At 59.2% G+C, this 20,801-nt stretch carries 16 protein-coding genes; 4 read left to right on the forward strand and 12 right to left on the reverse strand.

The window, feature by feature from the left end:
- Window positions 1-161: 161 nt before the first annotated feature.
- Genes ACA063_RS29005 through hflK (ACA063_RS29020) form a run of 4 tightly spaced genes read right to left on the reverse strand, consistent with a single transcriptional unit; the run spans window position 162 to window position 6,140 of the window.
- Window positions 162-2,081, reverse strand: coding sequence for a cation-translocating P-type ATPase (locus ACA063_RS29005; RefSeq protein WP_497664273.1), 1,920 nt, complete (start codon window positions 2,079-2,081; stop codon window positions 162-164).
- On the reverse strand, window positions 2,078-3,136 hold the full coding sequence (gene hflK / locus ACA063_RS29010) for a protease modulator HflK (RefSeq protein ID WP_497664274.1): 1,059 nt from the start codon (window positions 3,134-3,136) through the stop codon (window positions 2,078-2,080). Before hflK (ACA063_RS29010) ends, ACA063_RS29005 begins: the two co-directional genes overlap by 4 nt.
- Window positions 3,133-4,179 (reverse strand): protease modulator HflC, encoded by a 1,047-nt coding sequence (gene hflC / locus ACA063_RS29015; RefSeq protein WP_497664275.1) that lies wholly within the window; start codon window positions 4,177-4,179, stop codon window positions 3,133-3,135. Before hflC ends, hflK (ACA063_RS29010) begins: the two co-directional genes overlap by 4 nt.
- Complete coding sequence (hflK, locus tag ACA063_RS29020) at window positions 4,176-6,140, reverse strand: protease modulator HflK (protein WP_497664276.1); 1,965 nt, start codon at window positions 6,138-6,140, stop codon at window positions 4,176-4,178. Before hflK (ACA063_RS29020) ends, hflC begins: the two co-directional genes overlap by 4 nt.
- Window positions 6,141-6,353: 213 nt before the next feature.
- On the opposite strand from hflK (ACA063_RS29020), the gene lpdA reads away from it, so the two are divergent.
- On the forward strand, window positions 6,354-7,754 hold the full coding sequence (gene lpdA, locus ACA063_RS29025) for a dihydrolipoyl dehydrogenase (protein WP_497664277.1): 1,401 nt from the start codon (window positions 6,354-6,356) through the stop codon (window positions 7,752-7,754).
- A 115-nt stretch (window positions 7,755-7,869) separates the two neighbouring features.
- Here lpdA and ACA063_RS29030 read toward each other — a convergent pair whose 3' ends face one another.
- On the reverse strand, window positions 7,870-8,343 hold the full coding sequence (locus ACA063_RS29030; RefSeq protein WP_497664278.1) for an Lrp/AsnC family transcriptional regulator: 474 nt from the start codon (window positions 8,341-8,343) through the stop codon (window positions 7,870-7,872).
- Window positions 8,344-8,487: 144 nt separating this feature from the next.
- Here ACA063_RS29030 and ACA063_RS29035 point away from each other — a divergent pair, with 144 nt between their 5' ends.
- On the forward strand, window positions 8,488-9,117 hold the full coding sequence (locus ACA063_RS29035; RefSeq protein WP_497664279.1) for a LysE family translocator: 630 nt from the start codon (window positions 8,488-8,490) through the stop codon (window positions 9,115-9,117).
- Here ACA063_RS29035 and ACA063_RS29040 read toward each other — a convergent pair whose 3' ends face one another.
- The 7 genes from ACA063_RS29040 to ACA063_RS29070 all read right to left on the reverse strand — a co-directional run bounded on the left by ACA063_RS29040 (window position 9,118) and on the right by ACA063_RS29070 (window position 18,489).
- Window positions 9,118-11,289 carry a hypothetical protein gene (locus ACA063_RS29040; RefSeq protein WP_497664280.1) on the reverse strand — a complete coding sequence of 724 codons (2,172 nt, stop codon included), beginning with the start codon at window positions 11,287-11,289 and terminating at the stop codon, window positions 9,118-9,120. It abuts the gene before it with no gap.
- The gene (locus ACA063_RS29045) at window positions 11,276-12,472 is read right to left on the reverse strand and encodes a DUF3142 domain-containing protein (protein WP_497664281.1); all 1,197 of its coding nucleotides are present in this window, start codon (window positions 12,470-12,472) and stop codon (window positions 11,276-11,278) included. Before ACA063_RS29045 ends, ACA063_RS29040 begins: the two co-directional genes overlap by 14 nt.
- 180 nt (window positions 12,473-12,652) lie before the next feature.
- Complete coding sequence (locus ACA063_RS29050; RefSeq protein WP_497664282.1) at window positions 12,653-13,501, reverse strand: class I SAM-dependent methyltransferase; 849 nt, start codon at window positions 13,499-13,501, stop codon at window positions 12,653-12,655.
- Window positions 13,495-14,652, reverse strand: a complete 1,158-nt coding sequence (locus ACA063_RS29055; protein ID WP_497664283.1) for an acyltransferase family protein — start codon at window positions 14,650-14,652, stop codon at window positions 13,495-13,497. The genes ACA063_RS29050 and ACA063_RS29055 overlap by 7 nt, the downstream gene beginning before the upstream one ends.
- Entirely contained in the window at window positions 14,649-15,539 is an 891-nt protein-coding gene (locus ACA063_RS29060; protein WP_497664284.1) for a class I SAM-dependent methyltransferase, read from the reverse strand. The genes ACA063_RS29055 and ACA063_RS29060 overlap by 4 nt, the downstream gene beginning before the upstream one ends.
- Entirely contained in the window at window positions 15,536-16,840 is a 1,305-nt protein-coding gene (locus ACA063_RS29065; protein ID WP_497664285.1) for a glycosyltransferase, read from the reverse strand. Before ACA063_RS29065 ends, ACA063_RS29060 begins: the two co-directional genes overlap by 4 nt.
- On the reverse strand, window positions 16,834-18,489 hold the full coding sequence (locus ACA063_RS29070) for a glycosyltransferase (RefSeq protein WP_497666597.1): 1,656 nt from the start codon (window positions 18,487-18,489) through the stop codon (window positions 16,834-16,836). Before ACA063_RS29070 ends, ACA063_RS29065 begins: the two co-directional genes overlap by 7 nt.
- Window positions 18,490-18,916: 427 nt before the next feature.
- Between ACA063_RS29070 and ACA063_RS29075 the strand changes: the two genes are divergently transcribed.
- On the forward strand, window positions 18,917-19,831 hold the full coding sequence (locus ACA063_RS29075) for a GDP-mannose 4,6-dehydratase (RefSeq protein ID WP_497664286.1): 915 nt from the start codon (window positions 18,917-18,919) through the stop codon (window positions 19,829-19,831).
- Window positions 19,828-20,799, forward strand: a complete 972-nt coding sequence (gene gmd / locus ACA063_RS29080) for a GDP-mannose 4,6-dehydratase (protein ID WP_497664287.1) — start codon at window positions 19,828-19,830, stop codon at window positions 20,797-20,799. Before ACA063_RS29075 ends, gmd begins: the two co-directional genes overlap by 4 nt.
- The last annotated feature ends 2 nt before the right edge of the window (window positions 20,800-20,801 follow it).

The raw sequence follows: 20,801 nt of genomic DNA on the forward strand, positions 1-20,801 counted from the left end.
GTCTGATTGAGAGGGTAGACCATCCTTGAAAAATAGCTGGCTATCGAATTAATAGCCGTTTTCTATGATTCACTCCGGCACTAAAACCACCGCCACGAACCCACAAAGTCCTTCGCCCTCACGCAGATGACTGCAAAGTTGGCTTACAGTTCTGAAAATGTTCACTGAGCGCTCATGTCCTCTTTCATTTTCAGCAGAGGTTCCTGAAAGCGCAGCAAACGCCCGGCGTTTCCCAGCACCAGCAACGTACTAAAGTTATGCAGCAAAGCGGCAATCATCGCCCCTGCGGCGCCGAGCCATCCAAACGCGGCGAAGGCGACGATTGCGAGGGTCCAGCCCAGACCAATAATCACGTTGACCTGCAATGTGTGGCGACATTGGCGGCTTAATCGCACACAAGTTCCGAGCCTGCGCAGGTCACTGCCGATCAGCACGATATCGGCCGATGCCAGTGCAATGTCAGCGCCGCCCGCACCCATGGCCACGCCGACTACGCCAGCCTTTAGCGCCAGTGAATCGTTGATCCCGTCGCCGACCACCATCGGCCGGAAGCCGCTGCCGATTTCCTTCAGCACACGATTCAGCTTGTCCTCAGGCAGCGCCTGCGCTTCGACATCTTTGATCCCCACCTCTTCAGCCAGGGTGTGCGCGACACTCTGGCGATCACCCGTCAGCAATAGCTGGCGACCCAAACCCAGTTCACGCAACTCGCTCAAGGCAAAACGCGCTTCGGGTTTGACGGTATCCGCCAGCAACAGCCAGGCGAGGAATTCTCCATCAAGCGCCAGGCCAGCAATCGGTCCGTCGTGTTCAGGAACAGGGCTGGCGGTAATGCCCAGTTGATCGAACAACTCTGGCCGACCCAGCGCGGCTTCCCCCGCCTCGGTCATTGCCACCACTCCAAGCCCCTGACGTTCACGAATGTCCGAGAGCAGCAGGAAATGCTCCTGGTCGACCAGGCCAGCGAGCGCACGGCTGACCGGATGACTGCTGGCGGCCCCAAGGCTGGCAGCCAGATTCAGGACCTGACTACGATCCTCCAGCGGACTGTCGATGGATTGCAGGCGCAAGGTGCCGAAGGTCAGCGTCCCGGTCTTGTCGACCACCAGCGATGTCAGATCGGCCAGCTCTTCCAGAAACGCAGAGCTGCGAATCAGGATGCCGTGTCGAGCCGCAACCGCCACGCCTGCGATTGCCGTAGCCGGCGCTGACAGCACCAGCGCGCAAGGACAAGCCGCCACCAATACCGCGAGCATCGCCTGCGCGTCATTGGTGATGAACCAGGTGACTGCTGCCAATAACAACACCAGCACCATGTAGCTGCCTGCGTAGCGTTCCAGCAAACGAGTAATCGGCGGCTTGGAACGCTCGGCGCTTTGCATCAACGCGATGACTTTACCCAACGTCGATTCATTGCCGGTGCGGGTCACTTCGATGCGCAACAGACCATCAAGGTTGATCGCGCCGCCAAACACCGGCATGCCGACACCGACCTCCATTGGCACCGATTCCCCGGTGATTGACGCCGTGTCGAGGCTCGCCTGACCGGACAGCACACGACCATCGGCCGGCACTCGATCACCGGCTCGCACCTCCACAATGTCGCCAGCTTTGAGCGTGCCATTGTCGACTTCGACGATGCCGCCATCAGCCTGGACCTTACGCGCATGACTACGTGTCAGTTGGCCCAGCGCATGAATGGCTTCCTGCGAACCGATGACACTGCGCTCTTCCAGTACGTGACCAAAGATCATGATGATCGGCAGCAAGGCGGCGGTCAGGAGATCGCCGGTAGCCCAGGCGCCCAGCATCGCCAATGCAATCAGTTGATCGGTGATGCCGTGCAAGCTGGGGTAACGCAGGCTGTACCAGGCCGAACGCATCACCGGTATGGCCACCAGCACGGAAGCAAATCCCAGCAGCAACTGACTGACGCCTGTCTGCTGGGGCGACAACCAGCGCCAGACCAGACCGAGCGTCAGCAGACCCAGAGCGAGCATCGCGAGGATCAGTTGGCGTGCGGCACTGCGTTGTTCAGCCGAGGACAACATGCTCGGTGCCGCGGCGGTTTGCGCAGTCATTGCGCAGCTCCCTGAATGATCAATCGGGAATCGTCTTTCGGGTTGACCGTGGTCACTGAACCGGCCTGACCGAGAATTGTTGGCATCCGTTCACGGTAAATGCGCAGGAGCATTTGTGGGTCGGTTCCTTCCTCCTGCGCTTTCGCCAGGCTTAAAACAGTCGCTGTGTCTGCCGAGGCTTTGGCCAGCCGTTCGCTCGCCTGGGCATGAGCCACTTGCAGCGAACGGTCGGCTTGCTGATTGGCGGTCTGGGTGAGTTTCTCGGCCTCGGTGCGCGCGTTGGCGACCGCTTTGTCGGCTTGCTGACTCGCAGTCAAAACGGCGTTGAACGCGTTGACCGCTGGCCCCGGCAGGCTCGATTGAACGTCGACGCGCGCCACCTCAATACCCATGCCCTGCCCCGTCGCCGTCAGTTCGGCCAAACGCTGGTTGATGCCTTGCACCAGATCACCCCGCAGTCGCTCGCGGCGTTCGGCCGCCTGATTGTCAGCACCGATAAGCTCGGGTCGTGCGACCAGAATGGTGTCCAGATCGCGAGCTGCCGTGAGGACGACGGCGCTGCGTGTCACCAACCGATCGAGCGCCGGCAGTACATGATCGCCTTGCAGGACGAAGGCATACGGGTCGGTGACTTTGTAGAACACCCTGACATCCAGTTGCACCAGTCCCGCATCCCCGGTCAGCAGGTAACCGGAGCCCGCTAGCGCATCGCTGATCGGCGTCGCAAAACTTGCCACTCGATCAGCCTGCAGGGCGACATCGCTGCGCAAGAGATTTTCTACTCGACGCTCGATAACACGGTCAGCCGCTGGCAGCAGGATTACTTGTTCAAACGGTCGCGGCCACGCGAGCAACAACCCCGCATTCTGAATCCGATCCAGCGCACCAAAGTGCAGAACCACCGCGCGGTTCTGCGGATCGATCTGCCGCACATTGGAAAACACCCACGCTAGCGCGGCCAACACCGTCACTGCGTATAACCCCAAAAATGCCAATCGCCCGGCTTGAATCCAGGGGCTGCTCAATTCATTTGTTCCACGTGGAACGCTTTTCATGGCTGCAACCCAGGCTTGTTTTCGAGCGTCGGCGGACCGTCCACCAACACGCGAAATGGCGCTGCATCCGTTCGCAAAATCAGCTTGGTTCCTGGCGTGACGATCGTTCCCAAGGTGTCCAGAGAGCGGAGTAAATTGTAGAGCTGCGGCGATTCCGCGTAAGCGCGACCATAAATCTGTGCAGCTTCAACCCGGGACTGGGCTTCGATGTCAGCTGCTTTGACCGTCGCATCCGCCTGAACGATGCGTGCATCACGTTCTGCGGCTGAGCGTATTTGCGCGGCTTCGCGCTTGCCGATCGCCGTACGTTCGGTCGCGATGGTTTCTCGCTCGGCGCGCATTCGATCGACCGTCGCGGTCAACGTCACCGAGGGCAATGTCAGGCGCTCAATACCCACCTGCAATACGCGCACACCGTAGGTCGCCAGCAACTGCTGATCGATTTGTTTGCGCAGTTGCGTTTCGAAGTCAGCGATATGGACCTGATTGGCGTCGGTGTTCACCAGGTTAGCCAGGTCGAAACTGCTGGCCGTGGTTTCCAGCGCCGAGCCGACAAACGTACGAATCTGCCGGGCCGCTTCATCCGGCTGATTCTGCACCGCGCGCATGAAGCGCTGAACGTTGTCCGGATCACCTTGCACCTGCCACGCGACATAGGCCTGGACGATGATCCGCAGACCGTCCCGGGTGCCGACATCCTGCAACCCGCTCGACGTAGTACGCAGTCGAAGATCGACAGGAATCGCCGCCTCGAACGGTGCCGGCCAGCGCCAGCCAAGACCCGGTTCAAGGAGCACTCGCGACGGGTTACCGAAGCGCGTAATTACCGTGGCCTCCCCGGAACGCACTTGCACCAGACTTGCCGCTGCGATGGCAAACGCTACCAGCAATGCCGCCCAGCCCATGCGTCGCCAAGGGAAAGGGCCCGCTTCCTCGGGAGCACCGTGGTGGTGGTGGTGATGGTGATGTCCATGGTGATGTCCGCCATGACCGTGTTCATGGCCGCTGTGGTCATCGTGATCGTGAGTATGCGACTGGCTCAATGGGCAACTCCTGGCTGAGCGATAGAGCGTGCTGGCACAGGGTCAGCTGGCAAGGTGAATGTACGGAGGTCGATGGTGGGTGCGTTACTACTGCCGCCCAGACGATGGTCGAGGATCAACAATCTGGCGTTGGCGAGACCTTGTGAGAGCTGACTTAAATACTGCTCCAGCACGAAGGCCTGACCGGCACTGGCGAAGGCTTTTTGTTCTGCAGAAAATTTCAGATCGGCAGCCTGTGCAGTCGCGTTGATTTCCAGGGCGTTGGCGGTCGCCTGATCGCGAGCGATGCTGGCCTGCAATTGCGCCTCATGGGTGGCCTGCGCCGCCGCACCACGCTCTCGGGAGATCAATGCTTGCGCGCCGATCTGCGCAGCTTGCACGCCGTGATAGGCATTGGCTGCGCCCGCCGGCGGGTGAATAGCCTCGACCACGGTCGCCAGAATTTCCACGCCACTGTTCAGTTTCGTCAGGTCCGCCTGCACCGACCGACCGATTTCTTCGCCCAGCCCTACCCTGTCATCACCGAGTAACCCATCCAGGGTGCGCGACGCAAAATCGTGAACCAGAATCCGGCTGGCTGTGCTGCGAATCAATGTGGGTATGTCAGCGCTGTTATAGGTCGCGGCCAGCGCCGCCTGATCAGTCAGGCCGATGCGATAGACAAAGCGCACGTCCATGTTAACGATCTGGAAGCTTTGTTTATCCGCGCGGCTACTGGCGATGACCTGGGATTTATCGTTCACATGACTGGCGTCCCACAAGCGATTGGCAGTCGCTGGGGCCGGGCCTTCCGCAGGGTCGGCCAGAACCGGTAACGGGTTGTCGCCGACACTGGTGGCCAACTCGTGAACTACGCCATTTTCAACGCCCAATACCCGACCCAGCGGCCACGGTAATCCGGCATGTAAACCAGGGCCAAAGACCTCCACCGGCTTGCCGAAACGTTCATAGATACCGCGCCCTTGCAGCGGTATTTCATGGATACCCGTCAGTGCCCAGCCAACAATCGACACGAAAACCACCACCGGTACAAACGCCCGGCGCATGAACGTGAAGGCCCAGATTTGCCGCAAGTCGATACCAAAGCGGTTATGCAATTCATGCTGCAGCGCCAGCAAGGGTTGCGGTGGCCAGCGCAGCATTTCAGCGACAAAGCTTCGCGCCAGCAAAGTCGGTTCGAGTTGCTCGCGGCGTGGACTGAACAACGACAGCACCGCGCGTAGCAGCAACTCGATCGCAACCAGTCCTGGCAGCAAACCGATCAGCACCGCCAGTCGCACGGGCCACACTGATGTCTCACCCGCAAACAACAGGCATAAAGCGCTTAGCACCAGGCAGATGATGGAGACGCGCGTCAGCTGTGCCAGCGAACCGGCTTCAGGCCATTGTGCGGTGTTTTCCTGGGCCAGTTGACGTTCGAACACTAACAACCCGAATGCCAGCAACAATGACAGCGCCGCGCCAACATGGGCCGCCAAGCCTAAGGCGGTGGGCGGCAATGCCAGGTTCCAGACCTGGCTCACGCTGAACAGCACCAGCAGAGCCCACCCGCCGAGCCACAGCGTCGGTGTGCCGATCTGCACCAGTGTGCGCAGCCATCGTTCATTGATGCGGTCCAGCAAGCGCTCATACCAGCCCATCGGCACAGGCTCGTCATCCGTAACGATGGCGGGCACCCCTGCTGACGGGTTTAACGCCCTCGCGCGCCATAGCGTCACGAATCGGGCCGATTGCAGGCCGGCAATCAGCACCAAAACTCCGGCGCTCTGATTGACCAGCAAGGCAGGCCAAGATGATTGCGCTGAAAACAGCCTTACAAAGAATGCCAGGAGCAACCCGGCAGCTGCGATTGCGCCCAGACCGATCAGCAGCTGACGCAATCGTCGCCCCTGGAAGACTGCCTGTTGAAAGCGCGGCAGTCCTGCGACTACCACCTCATCTGAATCGAGATCGACTTGCATACCACCTCAGATTGTTTCGCGCGGGGCTCAATTCGTTACGATATAACGAAAGTAGTGAAATATTTGTACTTAATTGCTCTATCAAAAGCGGCGCAAGCTGTCGCTTGGCTGAGGCCTTGACCGAAACCCGCGGCATCGCACATATTACGTTCGTAATTTTATCGACCAACTACTTTTAACCCTTCCCGATCCCTTTCGAGCCAGGAGTACAACATGAGCACTTATGACGTCGTGATTCTCGGCGGTGGCCCCGGTGGCTATAACGCAGCAATCCGCGCCGGCCAATTGGGCCTGAAAGCTGCCTGTGTTGAAGGCCGCGCCACACTCGGCGGTACCTGCCTGAATGTCGGCTGCATGCCCTCCAAGGCGCTACTACATGCCTCTGAACTCTACGAAGCGGCCGTGGGATCGGAATTCGCCAACCTGGGTATCGAGGTCAAACCCGTCCTCAACCTCGCCCAGATGATGAAGCAGAAGGATGAAAGCGTGACCGGGCTGACCAAGGGCATCGAGTTTCTCTTTCGCAAGAACAAAGTCGACTGGATCAAAGGCTGGGGGCATATCGACGGACCGGGCAAGGTCACGGTGACTGACAGCGCCGGAGGCAAAACCGAACTGAGTGCCAAGGACATCATCATTGCCACCGGGTCCGAGCCCACTCCCCTGCCGGGCGTCACCATCGACAATCAACGCATCCTCGATTCCACGGGTGCGTTGTCACTGGCCGAAGTGCCTAAGCATCTGGTGGTGATCGGCGCCGGCGTGATTGGCCTTGAGCTGGGTTCAGTCTGGCGTCGGCTGGGTGCGCAGGTGACGGTCATCGAATTCCTCGATCGCATCTGTCCCGGTGTGGATGCCGAGGCAGGAAAAACACTGCAACGTTCATTGAGCAAACAAGGCATCAGCTTCAAGTTGAGCTCGAAAGTCGTCAGCGCGACTACTTCAGCGAACGGCGTGCAACTCAGCGTTGAACCCTCGGCAGGTGGCACTGCCGAGTTGCTGGAAGCCGATTATGTGTTGGTGTCCATTGGGCGCAGACCCTTCACTGAAGGCCTGGGCCTGGAGAATGTAGGCCTGGCGACCGATAAACGCGGCATGCTCGAGAACAAGGGCCACCGCACGGAAGCCGCCGGGATCTGGGTGATCGGTGACGTGACCTCCGGGCCGATGCTCGCGCACAAGGCCGAGGACGAAGCCATGGCCTGCGTCGAGCAAATCGTCGGCAAGGCTGGCGAAGTCAATTACAACCTGATTCCTAACGTGATCTACACCCGGCCTGAGCTGGCGAGCGTCGGTAAAACCGAAGAGCAATTGAAGGCTGAAGGCCGTGCGTACAAGGTCGGCAAATTTCCTTTCACCGCCAACAGCCGGGCGAAGATCAACCATGAAACCGAAGGCTTCGCCAAAGTGTTGGCTGACGAGCGAACCGACGAAATTCTCGGCGTGCACCTGGTCGGCCCGAGTGTCAGTGAAATGATTGGCGAGTACTGCGTGGCGATGGAGTTCAGCGCGTCGGCGGAGGACATCGCCCTGACCTGTCATCCACACCCGACACGCTCTGAGGCGTTACGGCAGGCGGCAATGAATGTGGAGGGGATGGCGACGCAGATGTGATGGTTTACCGAAAGATATGTGTTGCCTGTTTGGCCCCCATCGCGAGCAGGCTCACTCCTACAGATGGATCTGTGAGAATTTGAGAGTTGCTTGCTCGCGATGGCAGCAACTCGGTCTACAGCGGCAAATGCTCCAATGGCAACGCGCCTGGCGCCTTGACGGTGTGAATCGCAAAGTTGCTGCGAATGTCACTTACACCGGGCAATTTCAACAAGCTCCCCGTCAGGAACCGGTCATAACCTCGCAGATCCGGCACCACGACTTGCAGCAGAAAATCCGATTCCCCCGACACAAGAAACGCCGAAATCACCTCGGGCAGCGCCGTTACAGCCACTCGAAACGCTTCGGCCTGTTCATCATTGTGACGCTCAACCTTGACCCCAACGAACACCGTCAGGCCCAGTCCGACTTCGTCACGGTCCAGATTGGCCTGGTAACCGCGAATGACACCCGCCTCTTCGAGCATCCGCACGCGCCGTAAACACGGCGATGCGGACAACCCGATTTCGTCAGCCAGTTGCACGTTACTCAATCGGCCGTCTCGTTGCAGCGCTGCGAGAATCTTACGGTCGTAGGCATCCAGTTTCATATTTGGCAGATTCCGATGGCTTGAGCGGAAATATGTAGCAGATTATGCCAATACAGAATGCATTAGAAGCAAACATCGCAACCACCTGCCCCACCCTTGCATCCTAGACTGTCCCTACCAAAATCGACGACGAACGGGTGCGACATGGATGGACTCTGGCTGTTTTTCATGGCGTTGGCGGTTGTGTATTTGCTACCGGGGCCGGACATGATTCTGCTTTTGCAAACCGGTGCGCGACAGGGCAGATCTGCTGCACTGGCGACCGCTGTAGGCTTGGGCATCGCCCGAGGTTGCCATGTGGCGCTGGCGGCGTTGGGGCTGGCGGTGCTGTTCAAGGCAGCGCCTTGGACGTTTGATGTAGTGCGACTGGCGGGCGCTGCGTATCTCTTGTGGATTGGTATCCAATGCTTGCGAACCACCCTGCTGCCAAACCTCGACAGCGGCGCAACGGCACCCGCAAAGACGCGGTGGCGTGAGGCGATTCAGCGAGGGTTACTCACTAACCTGCTGAACCCCAAGGCACTGCTGTTTTGCTCGGTACTGTTGCCGCAATTCATCGACCCTCACGCCGGGTCGGTGCTCGCGCAGTTCGCGGTACTCGGCGTGATGCTGGTCAGTGTCGGCTTGTTGTTCGACAGCGCGTACGCGCTGGTAGGCGCTGCGATGGGCCGATGGTTGCAACGCAGTCCTTCGGCTCAACGCTTGCAGCAATGGTTGTTTGGCAGTTTGCTGATTGGCTTCGCGGTGCGACTCACCTTTGTTCAGCAAGCGTGATCAAGCTCGCGCCTTGCGTTTGCGGCGATTGATCAGCACCAGAGCCAGCGCGGTAAACGCGACGACCCCACCCATCTCCAGCCATTTCTTGTAGGGCCGAAGCGTGGCGCGAACCGGACTTAATGCCTGGGTCACGTAACGTCTGTCGGCCTTCTCGAAATCTGGATAAGGGCAACTTTCACCGAAGAACACCGCCCATTGCACATAGGGCCCTTCTTTAACGTAACGTTGATAGAAGGCCTTTTTTTCTTCCGGATCGGAATTCCACCCAGTCGCCGCGCACAGTACCGCCGCGAAGGCCTGGCTCGTATGAGGCAAATGGTCGGCGGCTCGACTGGCCAGCGCATTGGCGACGTAGCGGTAGTGATAGCGCTTATCGGGTTGTGCGACGCTGGCTTGCTGACGGTTCACTTCCTCTTGAGCCACCAACGGGCCAACGTCCAGCTCACTACTTTCAAGGCTGTAATTGCCGCCAAAGGTCGCGTAATCCGGGGACATTTCGTAGCCCAGTAACTCCATGCCGTTATAACGAGCGAGTTGGGCGGCATGAAAATAAGCAAAGGCCCGCTTGGTTGGCCACCACTTCGATTCGGCATCGTTGCGTAACTCTGCGTACCACTTGGCTGGGGCGTACAACTTGATGCTGTCGAAATACGCTGGCGCTTCGTCGTAGCGCCCTTCCCGCAGCAAACGGCGCCCCAGCAGGTTACGCAACTTTGCTGAGACCGACAGAGGCGCGACATCGCTGTCTTCCTGACCGGAAGAGGTCGCCGCATAGTCAATAAGATCCTGCTGACTGAATGCTTTCGGCACCGGGACTTTGGTATCGACGTACTGTTTGAGTTCGTCGACGGTCAACACGCGCTCAGCCACGGTGGCGGCGTCGAGCCAGTAAATATCACCGCTGCGATAGAGCTGATCGAACGCCTGCAGATAATCACCGCGCTGCAAGGCCAGAATCGCGCTTTCACCCTCGACCCGACATTTCGGCTGCAATGTTTCATAGTCGAACTCCGGCGTGCGTCGACCCCCCCAGGATTCGGTTTGCGGGAATGCCTGAGCCGCCTTTGCATACGCTGCGGAGGCAGCGACCTTATCCCCATCGCGCAGTGCCAGTTTCGCCCGTAGCCACCATGCTAATCCTCCGTCCCCTGCGTGCTCGAGAAACGCTTTGGCGCTGGCGTAATCGCCTTGCTGATAATTGACAGCCGCCAGCCGATCAGCGTTTTCCAGGCTGCCTCGCGTGCTGTTTTGCAGCAGTTTGATCAGTTTCAGTTCATTGGGCGGCTGATCACCAAATGACCAACCCAGACGACTGATCAATGACGCGGTCACCAGTTGCTGCACCGGTTTTTCCGTGAGCAACTGCGCTAATGGTCCTTTGGGCATCGCGGCCAGTTCGGCGGTCAGCTGTTTCAATGAGCTGTAGCCCACCGGCGATCCATGAAGACTCTGCGTGGCATACAGCTCGATGGCGCTGTTCCAGTCGCCCGCCGTTCGAGCCACACGAGCTTCTTCGCCGAGGCTGGCAACGCCCAATTCCAGAGGATCGCTGAAGCCGTCGATGCTTAACTGTCGGGCCTGCTGGAACGCCTCACGAGCCTGAGACAGAAGCTCTGAGGCCGCGTCCGTATCGGCGCTCATCGCGAACAGTGCGCGGCCCAACGAGTACGCGGCCCAGGTGCTGCGCAATGCCCTTTGATCCGCTGGAAGCGCCAGCACTTTATGGAAATATTCGGTCGCGAGCGGGAAGTCCCCGGCGTTGAACGCTGCAGCGCCTGCCAGATACAACCTCAGTTCGACCGGTAAGTTCGCACCCTGCATTTCGACCTGATGCGCATCGGTCAGCCCGCGAAGCTGTTTCACCAATGCCTGCTGGTCTTCGGTCAAACCCGCCAGCTCGGCTTGGCTCCGTTGATCTACAAAGTCTGCCCCATCGCCGTAGCCGACATCAGGGGTGATGGTGGCCGCAGTCACGTTCTTGAGCCCGGCAATGGCATGCCCGAGGCGGCTGATCTCGAAGCGGAAATTACCTTCCGGCAGCTCCGCCAACGTCTGGGCACGGTTGTCGAGCAGGCGCATCGGAAAGTCCGGCCCGCAGGCCAGTGCTGAACCCAGCTGTAAGCCAAGACTCAGGCACATGAGATGACGGGGCCAGTTACGGGTGAACATTTGAAGCTCCTTGATCAATCTTTGCGCAACGAGCCCAACCGATGGCGCGTTGTTCGCCAGCGAGTATGCGACCCTCGCTCAGGCGCGTGAAGGTAAGCACATCCGGAGTCTGTTGCAACGCATAACCTGCCAGCGCATCGGCACCTTCACAGTTTTTCACGGCAAGCGTTACACGCGAGGGCCAGGCTCCGTCGAGATTGCCCTGGTTGATCACGCTGATGTCATTGAGACCTTCTTGCGTGGAGAGTTCGATCGTTAGGCGACGTTCTAATGCCTCACCCCGAGCCACGGCGCCCAAGGTCGTCAGGCTCCAGGCACGGCGGTCGTTTGCCAGCGGCAATCGGAACCAGATCAGGCCCGCCAGATGCGCGGGCGGATCTTCACGTAAATCACGAGCGAGCTCGCCGAGCTGTCGAGGATCAGCCATCAACTCTCGGCGCTCCCCGGCTCGCTCAATGGTTACTTCACTTTCCACAATCGGCGCACCCATGGTCTGCGGCAGCAAAGCAACGCCATAGGCGGGAAGTGCGAGATAAAACGGCTTCGACGTCACACGGCTCCATTTCTCGACCCATTTTTTGGTCTGTTCCACGTGGAACAATCCACGTTGCGGGTCGCTCACCGCGTGCACTTGCAACACGCTACTGTCCACAGTCGCCAAGAGGGCCGGCAACTCAGGGCTGTCGAGCCAGGCTGGCAAAGCGGTCATGCTTAGCGGCAAAGATGGAGGCAACGCGCTGCGCAAATCAGTCAGAAATTTACGATAGTCCGGAAGACGAGCGTTGCCCGCATCGTGGTCAATTTCCACGCCGGTGACGGTCAGCCCCTGCCCTTGCCAATCGTTGAGCAACTGCAAAATCTGCGCGTTGATTTCGGTCGGGTCGAGTGACCTGAGTTGACCATCGAGACGAATGACCGCAATCAGCGGTCTGGCGTCCCGTTTGAGCAAAGCAGGATCGATTCGCGCCCGGCTCCAGCCTGCTTGAGGGAATGCCTGCAATGCCAACACGCGCAGGGTGGAAAAATCTGCGCGGCTGTCTCTCAACGCGATTTCTTGTGCCGGTGTCCATTGGCGCTGCCAGACATAGAGTTGCTGATCGAGCGGCGGTGCTTCGGGTTGTTCGCAGCCATTGAGCAACAGCACCGAAAATAAAATTGCCCATGGGCGCACGCGGGAAAACATAAAACACCTTGAGCAAATGTGATTCTGTAGCAGCTGCCGAAGGCTGCGCAGCAGTCGCGAATCTTGATGCTCAGTTTAAAGGGATCTCGCGATACTTGAAATTGACGACTGCTGCGCACTCGAACGCAGCCTTCGGCAGCTGCTACAAGTGATTCATCGCGCATTGAAACGAGCAGGCTGCTACAGGTTTTCTCCCAAGGGCTTACGCGCAATGATCACCTGACTTTTCGCTACTACGGCATCCAGTGCCTGTTTGATCTGCGCACCCCTTGGCGAGGCAAGGATGGCCTGCCAGGTATCGGCCCAGTGATTGAGCAGCGGATGGTCAGCGTTGCTGAAATCAACCTTGGCTTCCCAGAACAACAGCATCCACATTGACCAGTAAAACCCGTACTGGCTGTGGCTGATCACCTCCAGCCCCGCGTCGCTGACCATGGTTTTGAACTGGTCTTCGCTGATGATGCGAATGTGGTTGGGCTTCTGGAAATACTCAGGGGCGGCAATGTCTTTCTGCAGGTCTTCAGAGCTTGGGTGCGGACAGCTGAGCAGGTACAGCGCGCCCGGCTTGCCGACTCGCACCAGCTCTGCGAGGAACTGCGCTGGATCGTCCACATGCTCGATGACCTCAGTCGACACGACGCGCGTGGCGGTTTCGTCAGCGATCCGCAGTGGGTTGCAGTCGGTGACATGGCACTCAACACCCCGGGCGGGCGTATCACTCAGCCGCTGGCGTGTTGCTTCGACCTTGGACGCGTCGATGTCCGCGATGATGATCTTTGCCCCGCGCATTGCGCAGAAGTGCACGTTGCCGCCGTCACCGCAGCCAACGTCCAGCAAGGTGTCCTCGGGCGTCACCGGGAAACCGGTGAACAGCTCGCCGGTTTCCTGATTGAACCAGCCACTGAGCATCGCGTCGTGCAAGCCGAGCATGTACGGATCGACCTTCCCCGGTGCGGGCACGACGGGCGCCACAACCGGTGGCACGGGAGCGGGCGTACCCGCCGTGAGTTTCTTTAAAAGGCTCAGCATGAGGTAGCTCCAGAGGAAGGGACGGCGGTTCGGGACAGGCTCAAGCGCTGCACCAGCGAGGCGCCTCTGTTACGCATGGGCATTTCGACGAATCGATAGTTGAGTTCGCTCAACAGCGCGATCAGGCCGAACGCGATCAGTAACGTCAAAAAGGGATGGCCCGCCGGGCTCGGCAGGTTCGCTTCCTGCAAACGGAAGATCACTTCACGCACCAGCAGGTAAGCCGGAATGTGGATCAGGTAGATCCCGTAAGAGCGGCTACCGACCCACGTCATCAGGTTCTTGAACAGCCCGCGAGGCATCAGGTAATCGCGATTGTAGGAGGCGATCCACACCAGCAGCGCACACAACAGCGCAATCACACCGATGCGATAACTGGTGAAAGTGAAACGGTCGGTGGCCATGAAATTGAGCGCCAGCGACACCCCTATCAACGCCGACAATCCGGCCCACGGACGACGCAGAAATGCCGGTTCCCAGCGCAGGTATGACGGCTGCGAACTCCACATCGCCAACAGCACGCCGAGGGCTAAAGCGTCGGTTCGGACCACCATCAATATTGGCGTGCGCAAGGTGAACAGCTGCACAGCGACCAAGACAAGTAACGCCCAGACCAGATGCTTGCGGCACACCAGAATCAGCAACGGGAACAGCAAGTAGAACTGCTCTTCCAGGGACAGGCTCCAGTACACAAAACTGGTGCCGTATTCGTAGTGGTAGAAGCTGTCGGCGAAACGGAAATTGGCGTACTGCGCGACACCCGCCAACGTCGCCTGCAGGTTCGCCTGCAAAGTGCCGAACGCACCGGAGCGGTTGAGAAAAATACACGCCAGCAACATCAGCGCCAGCCACAGCCACGCCGACGGCAGCAAGCGAAACGCCCGTCGCAGCCAGAAATTACGCGTCTGCTGCCAGTACTCCTGACGGGTGCTGCAACCCTGCAATGCCGGTATCAGGCTGCGCGCGATGACGAAGCCCGAAATAGCGAAAAACAGATCGACGCCCCACCAAGGCTGGGCGTACAGGGTGATGGCTTGCAGCAGCGGTACGCTGGCGGCAAACAGACTGTCCTGCAGGTGATGAAACAACACGCCCAGCACCGCAATACCGCGCAGCAGCTCGATGTCCATGATGCGTCTTTCGCTGCTCATGACGTCCTCCTGGACGAAGTCTGGGTCGCCAGTGGCTTGCGAGCGATGATCACCTGACTCTTGGGCATGAACTCATCGAGCATCTGCTTGATGGCCAGCCCGTTGGGTTGCACCAGGAGGTCTTGCCAGGTCTTCGCCCAGCTCTCCATCAGCGGTGGATACGGCGCCTGAATACGGTCACGCACGGCACCTCCCAAATCACGTCCGGCTGCCCGTTCACTGGCCCAGAAAAAGATCATGCCCATGACCCAGAAAAACCCGGTGGCCTGACGATGCTCGATCACCAGGCCGGCCTCTTCGACCAGGGCAGCGAACCGCTCGGGGGTAAAAATCTGCACATGGTTGGGTGACTGGTAGTAGCTGGCCGGGGCGATGCCCTTTTGCAGATGCTCACCCACCGGCGCCGGCACACTTAGCAAGTACAGCGCACCGGGCCGGCCCATCCGCACCAGTTCCGCCATGAAAGGTTCTGGCTGATCGATGTGCTCAAGCACTTCCATGCACACCACTTTGCTCGCGCAACCGTCGGCCAGCGGCAACGGCAAACTGTTACTGACGAGGCCAAGATTCGGTTTGTCCGATTGCGCCTCCACTTGCCGAGCCAGGTCACGAACCTTGTCGTGTTCACTGTCGGTGAAAATCACCGACGCGCCCTGGCGCACCGCAAACAACGTCGCCACGCCTTCGCCGCAACCGACATCCAGCAAGGTGTCATCGGCGGTAATGGCAAAGCCCTTGAGCAGTTCGCCGTTGTCACCGAGAAACCAGCCATCGAGCATTGCATCGTGCAAACCGACGTCACGGGGCGACACAGGACTGTCGGGAATTGACACGGGCAACGGCGCCGGCGGCGCGGGTCGCCACCTTGCCAGCAGACGCCGAATCATGCGCCGGACACGTCTGAGGTAAGCGATTTGCGATGCTCCAGCAGCTGTTCCAGAAACGCCTTCAGACGCAGTTCTGCACTGGCCTGACTGCAAAAACCCTCCAGCCTTTGGACCGCGTGGGCCGACATCCTTTCATAACGTTCGACGTCGTGTTTGGCGACGTCGTAGCTGACGCGATAGGCCGAACACAGCGAGTCCCAGTCAGTGACGTAACGCAAGGTGCGATACGCCACACGGGGATCGTGAGGCCAGGCGGTCAGCTCGTCGGTGGAGTCGACAATGAACGCATTCTCGCTGTCGACGTAGTCGGCCATGGCAGTGTTCAGAGGGGCGATTGCCGGTTTGCCGCAGGACATGAATTCCATCAGCGGCAAACATTGCCCTTCACCGTAGGAACAATTGACGACATAGCTGGTGGCCTCGACCAGACGTTCGTAATCGACATCTGCCAGATAGCCATGGATCAGCACGATGCGGCACTGATAGGACTGATTTTTGTACACGTGGTGCAGCATGTCGTTCAGCGCGTCGGCGATGTCATGGTGAGTGAGCTTGAGGACCAGAGTGGCATCAGGCGTATCGCGGAACGTGGTGCAGAACGCGCTGATCATGTCCTTCCAGTTCTTGCGCCCGTCATACGGATTGAACACCGAGGTGTAGATCACACCCTCAAGCACCAGTTCATGGTCACACGGCGGTCCGTCGAAAACGATGGGGGTGCCCTCGCGCAAGCGTTCAGGTCCGTAAGGCCGAACGTCTGCGGTGCGACTGTCGATCAGCAACCCGCGCAGGTTCAGACGGATGCTCTGCGCGACCGGGCGCTTTTCCAGTTGCTCGCCCAGCGCTGCGAAGCGGTCCCAGACTGGCGCCGCAATGGCGCTGATCGGGTAGCCAGGTCCCATCGCATTTCGGACAGCGTTGACTGTGTAACTTGAATGGGTGATGGCCATGCCGCTGGACGCCAACACCACTCGCCAGTCATGCCGGGGTTCTCCCTGCCAGCTCTCGGTGGGAATGGTGCTGAACTCCCAGGCGAACACGGGAATCGTCGGGCAGGCATAGTGAGTCGGTGTGCGGTGCGGCGGCGAGAAAGACAAGAACACGCAGTCCTCGCCCCTGCTTTGGCAATCGAAATACAACCGGTCAACCAGCTCGTCCGGGTTGCTGACTTCGATCACCTGGCCCAATCGCTCCAGCACCGGCCGAAACTCCTTGAGGACGAAGTAATAGCTGTATTCGGGCCGGCCCAGGTTCTGCTGAATATTGCTCTTGTTGGTTTCCGAATGAATGATGATCAGCATGATGCAGTCCCCGTTTCGGCAACCGTCGGGGTGATTTCGCTTGCAGTCGGCTTGCTGAAAAACTGCGCCAGACGCTGCTGCACGGGAGCGAAACTACAGTAGTCGCGCATACGTTCATTGGCGGCTTCAGCCATCGCGTGCCAGGCCTCTGGCCGATGCTTGGCCATGGCATAGCTGTCCTCGTAAGCGATTTTCAATGAGCCCCAGTCCGGGCGATGGCGCAAGGTGCGATAGAGGATGCGTGCATCTTCCGGCCAGATCGTTGGCTCCTGGCTGGACTTGACAACGAAGGCCACGCGGTCGTCGATGTAATCGCGCATTGCCGTGTGATTCGGCGCGATCACGGGTCGGGCGCAGGACATGAATTCCATCAATGGCAGGCACAGGCCTTCGCAGCGTGAAGCGTTGACGTAGAAACTCGCCGCGCCATAGAGCCGGGCAAATTCCTCGTCCTGCAGAAACCCGTGCATGACCACCACGCGGCAGGCAAACGGGGACAGCCGCGAAAGCAAGGTCATGAGTTCGACGTAATAGGTCGACAGATCGTTGTGGGTCATTTTCAGCACGAGCGTGGCGTCTTCTGCATCTCGTAGCGCCCAGCAGAATGCAGTGATCAGGTGGTGCCAGTTCTTGCGGCCGTCATCCGGGTTGAACACGCTGACATAGACGACGCCACTGACCTCGATGTCGACCACTTCACTGGCAGCAGGCAACGTCTCTTCCGGCGTTTCGAGCGCCTCGATGATCGGTGCTTCCAAGGGTTCCGGATCAGGCGGTTGCTGCGGTGGTGGCGGCGTCCGAAACCTGGCCAAAACAGGGCGTACGGCATCAGGGACCAGATCGCGAACAGCTTCGCGGTACCACATCAGCAGGTTGTGTTTGAGCAGGTACGGCACCGGGTGCTCACTCTCGGCCGACAGCGCCCGGTAGGCTTCACGCACGTAGTGGCGGGTGATGAACAGACGCCGGCGTACGGTGAGTGGGGGCGGTGCCGGAGGCTCAGGCTCAGGCTCAACTTCTGGTTCTAGTTCTGGCTCCGGCTCCGGCTCTACGATTTCCGGTAGCGGTGCGTCGACAACCGGCGCAATCAGGCCATCGGCGGACAAGCCCATTGAATGGCTATCGAGGATGCAGCCCTTGATTTGCAACGTGGTGCCAGGATTGATCGGCGTACCCGGATACTGCTGACGGATATCGGCGAAGCGTTCCCACAACGGCGTGGGCAACACCAGCACCGGAAAGTCTTCACCCAGGGTTCGGCGGATGGCTTGGGCGGTATGGGTGGACAAGGTGATGACCCGGCCCAGACGCGCCAAGGTCTGGCTCCAGTCGTGGCGCGGATCGTTGTCCCAGTACTCGGCAGGTATGCTGTCGAACTCCCAGGCGACCACGCACACCATCGGGCATTGCAGATCGGTCGGGGTCTTGTGCGGTGGAGAGAACGAAATGAACAGGCTGTCCTGACCGGCCTGTTGCAGCTGTCGGAACAGCGGATCGACATCGGCGGGGGACGACACGACATGAACCTGCCCCAGGCTTTCGAACAGCGGTCGATAGGCCTTGAGCACAAAGTAATAACTGTATTCCGGCCGGCCGAGACTCTGGGTGATGGAGCTGTCGTTGACGTCGGAGTAAAGAATGAAATTCATGGCATCCCACGGTGAAATCGCCATCCCGGCAACCTCACGCTATGACGGTGAAGCCACGGATCGGGCCAGCATTGCTGTCCTCGTCCATCGTCTTCGTGCCCGCCTTCGTTCTTGTTTTAGTGGTCAATTTCTCGCCGTTTCAGAGCGGCGTTACCGAACTCTGGATAATCGTGGCGAGGGGCATTCTAAACACATCCGTTGAGGATTCGTGAACCGCCCGGCGAGAATAAATAGGGCTACGCTAACGAGAACTGACCGGTCACGGATGGACTTGTTGAAATTGCCGCGCAATTGGCACAGATTGGCTACCAAACAACTACAACAAATCATTTCGCCTGTCTTTGGACCAAGGAAGCCACACGGTCCTGCAGACATCTCCGCATAGCCAATGGGGAATGGCCGAAATGTATGACCAAGGGGCTGCTGTTTGAAAAAGCGTCTGTTCGTTACGGGTCTGACTGGATTCGTAGGACAACACATCCGATCGCGTCTGCTGGCGGATACCTCGGATTGGGAGCTTCTGTCCGTCCCTTCCCGATACGATCTCAGCGAGCCCGCAAGCCTCGAAGGCTTGTGGCCACAAATGCCCGATGCGGTTATTCACCTCGCTGGACAGACCTTCGTTCCCGAAGCGTTTCGTGATCCTGCACGCACGCTGAACATCAACCTGCTGGGCACGCTCAACCTGCTCCAGGCTCTCAAGGCCCGAGGCTTCACCGGCACATTTCTGTACGTCAGCTCCGGTGATGTCTATGGTCAGGTCAGTGAAAACCAACTGCCGATCACCGAACTGCAACCACCCTGCCCCCGCAACCCTTATGCCGTGAGCAAACTGTCGGCGGAGTTCCTGAGCCTGCAATGGGGCTTGAGCGAAGGCTGGCCAGTACTGGTCGCCCGCCCGTTCAACCACATCGGGACAGGCCAGAAGGACAGCTTCGTCATCGCCAGCGCCGCACGCCAGATCAACCGGATCAAGCAAGGCTTGCAGGCCCCGCAACTGGAAGTCGGCGACATCGACGTCACCCGCGATTTTCTCGACGTGGGCGATGTGGTGTCGGCCTACCTGGCGCTGCTGGAAAAAGGCACTCCGGGGCAGGTCTACAACATTTGCTCGGGCCGTGAGCAAAGCATCCGCAGCTTGATCGAACAATTGGGCGACCTTGCCCAGGTCGACATTCAACTGATTCAAGACCCTGCACGACTTCGCCGCGCGGATCAGCGTCGGGTGTGCGGCAGCCCTGCCAGGCTCGTCCAGACCACGGGATGGGCGCCTGAAATCACAACACAACAAACCCTGCGGGCGATCCTGTCCGACTGGGAGAAACGGGTAAGACAAGAATGACAAAAAGTGCACTGATCACAGGGATCACCGGCCAGGACGGCGCTTATCTGGCCAGACTGCTGCTGGACAAGGGATATAAAGTCCATGGCCTGGTAGCGCGTCGCAGCAGCGATTCGCGCTGGCGTTTGCGTGAGATGGGGGTCGAGGCCGATATCGTTTACCTGGACGGTGACATGGCCGATGCCTGCTCGGTGCAGCGTGCGGTTATCAAGTCGGCCCCGGACGAGGTGTACAACCTGGCAGCGCAGAGCTTTGTCGCCGCCTCCTGGGATCAACCCGTCACTACCGGCATCGTCGATGGTTTGGGTGTCACCCATCTGCTCGAAGCGATCCGCCAGTTCAGCCCGCACACACGTTTCTATCAAGCCTCCACCAGCGAAATGTTCGGTCTGATCCAGGCAGAACGGCAGGACGAAAACACACCGTTCTACCCTCGCAGCCCTTACGGCGTTGCCAAGCTGTACGGCCACTGGATCACGGTGAACTACCGCGAGAGCTTCAACCTGCACGCCAGCAGCGGCATCCTGTTCAACCACGAGTCGCCCCTGCGCGGCATCGAGTTCGTCACCCGCAAGGTCACCGACGCGGCCGCTCGCATCAAGCAGGGCAAGCAGCAGGAACTGAGCCTGGGCAACATCGACGCCAAGCGCGACTGGGGTTTTGCCGGCGATTACGTCGAAGCCATGTGGCTGATGCTGCAACAGGACAAGCCCGACGACTTCGTGGTCGCCACCGGCGTGACCACCACCGTGCGTGAAATGTGTCGGATCGCCTTCGAGCACGTCGACCTGAACTACCGTGACTTCGTGAAAATCGACCCAGCGTTCTTCCGCCCGGCCGAAGTCGAAGTACTGCTCGGTAACCCGGCCAAAGCCCAGCGTGTGCTTGGCTGGAAACCAAAAACCGACCTGGATACCTTGATCCGCATGATGATGGATGCGGACATGAAGCGCGTCGCCAAGGAGTAGGC

This window comes from Pseudomonas sp. LBUM1643 (genome assembly GCF_059716215.1).

What these genes read in the sequence shown, in the direction of transcription:
- hflK (WP_497664274.1), bottom strand. Translation starts at nt 3,136, where the DNA reads ATGAAAAGCGTTCCACGTGGAACAAATGAATTGAGCAGCCCCTGGATT.
- lpdA (WP_497664277.1), top strand. Translation starts at nt 6,354, where the DNA reads ATGAGCACTTATGACGTCGTGATTCTCGGCGGTGGCCCCGGTGGCTAT.
- ACA063_RS29035 (WP_497664279.1), top strand. Translation starts at nt 8,488, where the DNA reads ATGGATGGACTCTGGCTGTTTTTCATGGCGTTGGCGGTTGTGTATTTG.
- ACA063_RS29030 (WP_497664278.1), bottom strand. Translation starts at nt 8,343, where the DNA reads ATGAAACTGGATGCCTACGACCGTAAGATTCTCGCAGCGCTGCAACGA.
- ACA063_RS29070 (WP_497666597.1), bottom strand. Translation starts at nt 18,489, where the DNA reads ATGAATTTCATTCTTTACTCCGACGTCAACGACAGCTCCATCACCCAG.
- ACA063_RS29045 (WP_497664281.1), bottom strand. Translation starts at nt 12,472, where the DNA reads ATGTTTTCCCGCGTGCGCCCATGGGCAATTTTATTTTCGGTGCTGTTG.
- ACA063_RS29040 (WP_497664280.1), bottom strand. Translation starts at nt 11,289, where the DNA reads ATGTTCACCCGTAACTGGCCCCGTCATCTCATGTGCCTGAGTCTTGGC.
- ACA063_RS29005 (WP_497664273.1), bottom strand. Translation starts at nt 2,081, where the DNA reads ATGACTGCGCAAACCGCCGCGGCACCGAGCATGTTGTCCTCGGCTGAA.
- gmd (WP_497664287.1), top strand. Translation starts at nt 19,828, where the DNA reads ATGACAAAAAGTGCACTGATCACAGGGATCACCGGCCAGGACGGCGCT.
- hflK (WP_497664276.1), bottom strand. Translation starts at nt 6,140, where the DNA reads ATGCAAGTCGATCTCGATTCAGATGAGGTGGTAGTCGCAGGACTGCCG.
- ACA063_RS29060 (WP_497664284.1), bottom strand. Translation starts at nt 15,539, where the DNA reads ATGATTCGGCGTCTGCTGGCAAGGTGGCGACCCGCGCCGCCGGCGCCG.
- ACA063_RS29055 (WP_497664283.1), bottom strand. Translation starts at nt 14,652, where the DNA reads ATGAGCAGCGAAAGACGCATCATGGACATCGAGCTGCTGCGCGGTATT.
- ACA063_RS29065 (WP_497664285.1), bottom strand. Translation starts at nt 16,840, where the DNA reads ATGCTGATCATCATTCATTCGGAAACCAACAAGAGCAATATTCAGCAG.
- ACA063_RS29050 (WP_497664282.1), bottom strand. Translation starts at nt 13,501, where the DNA reads ATGCTGAGCCTTTTAAAGAAACTCACGGCGGGTACGCCCGCTCCCGTG.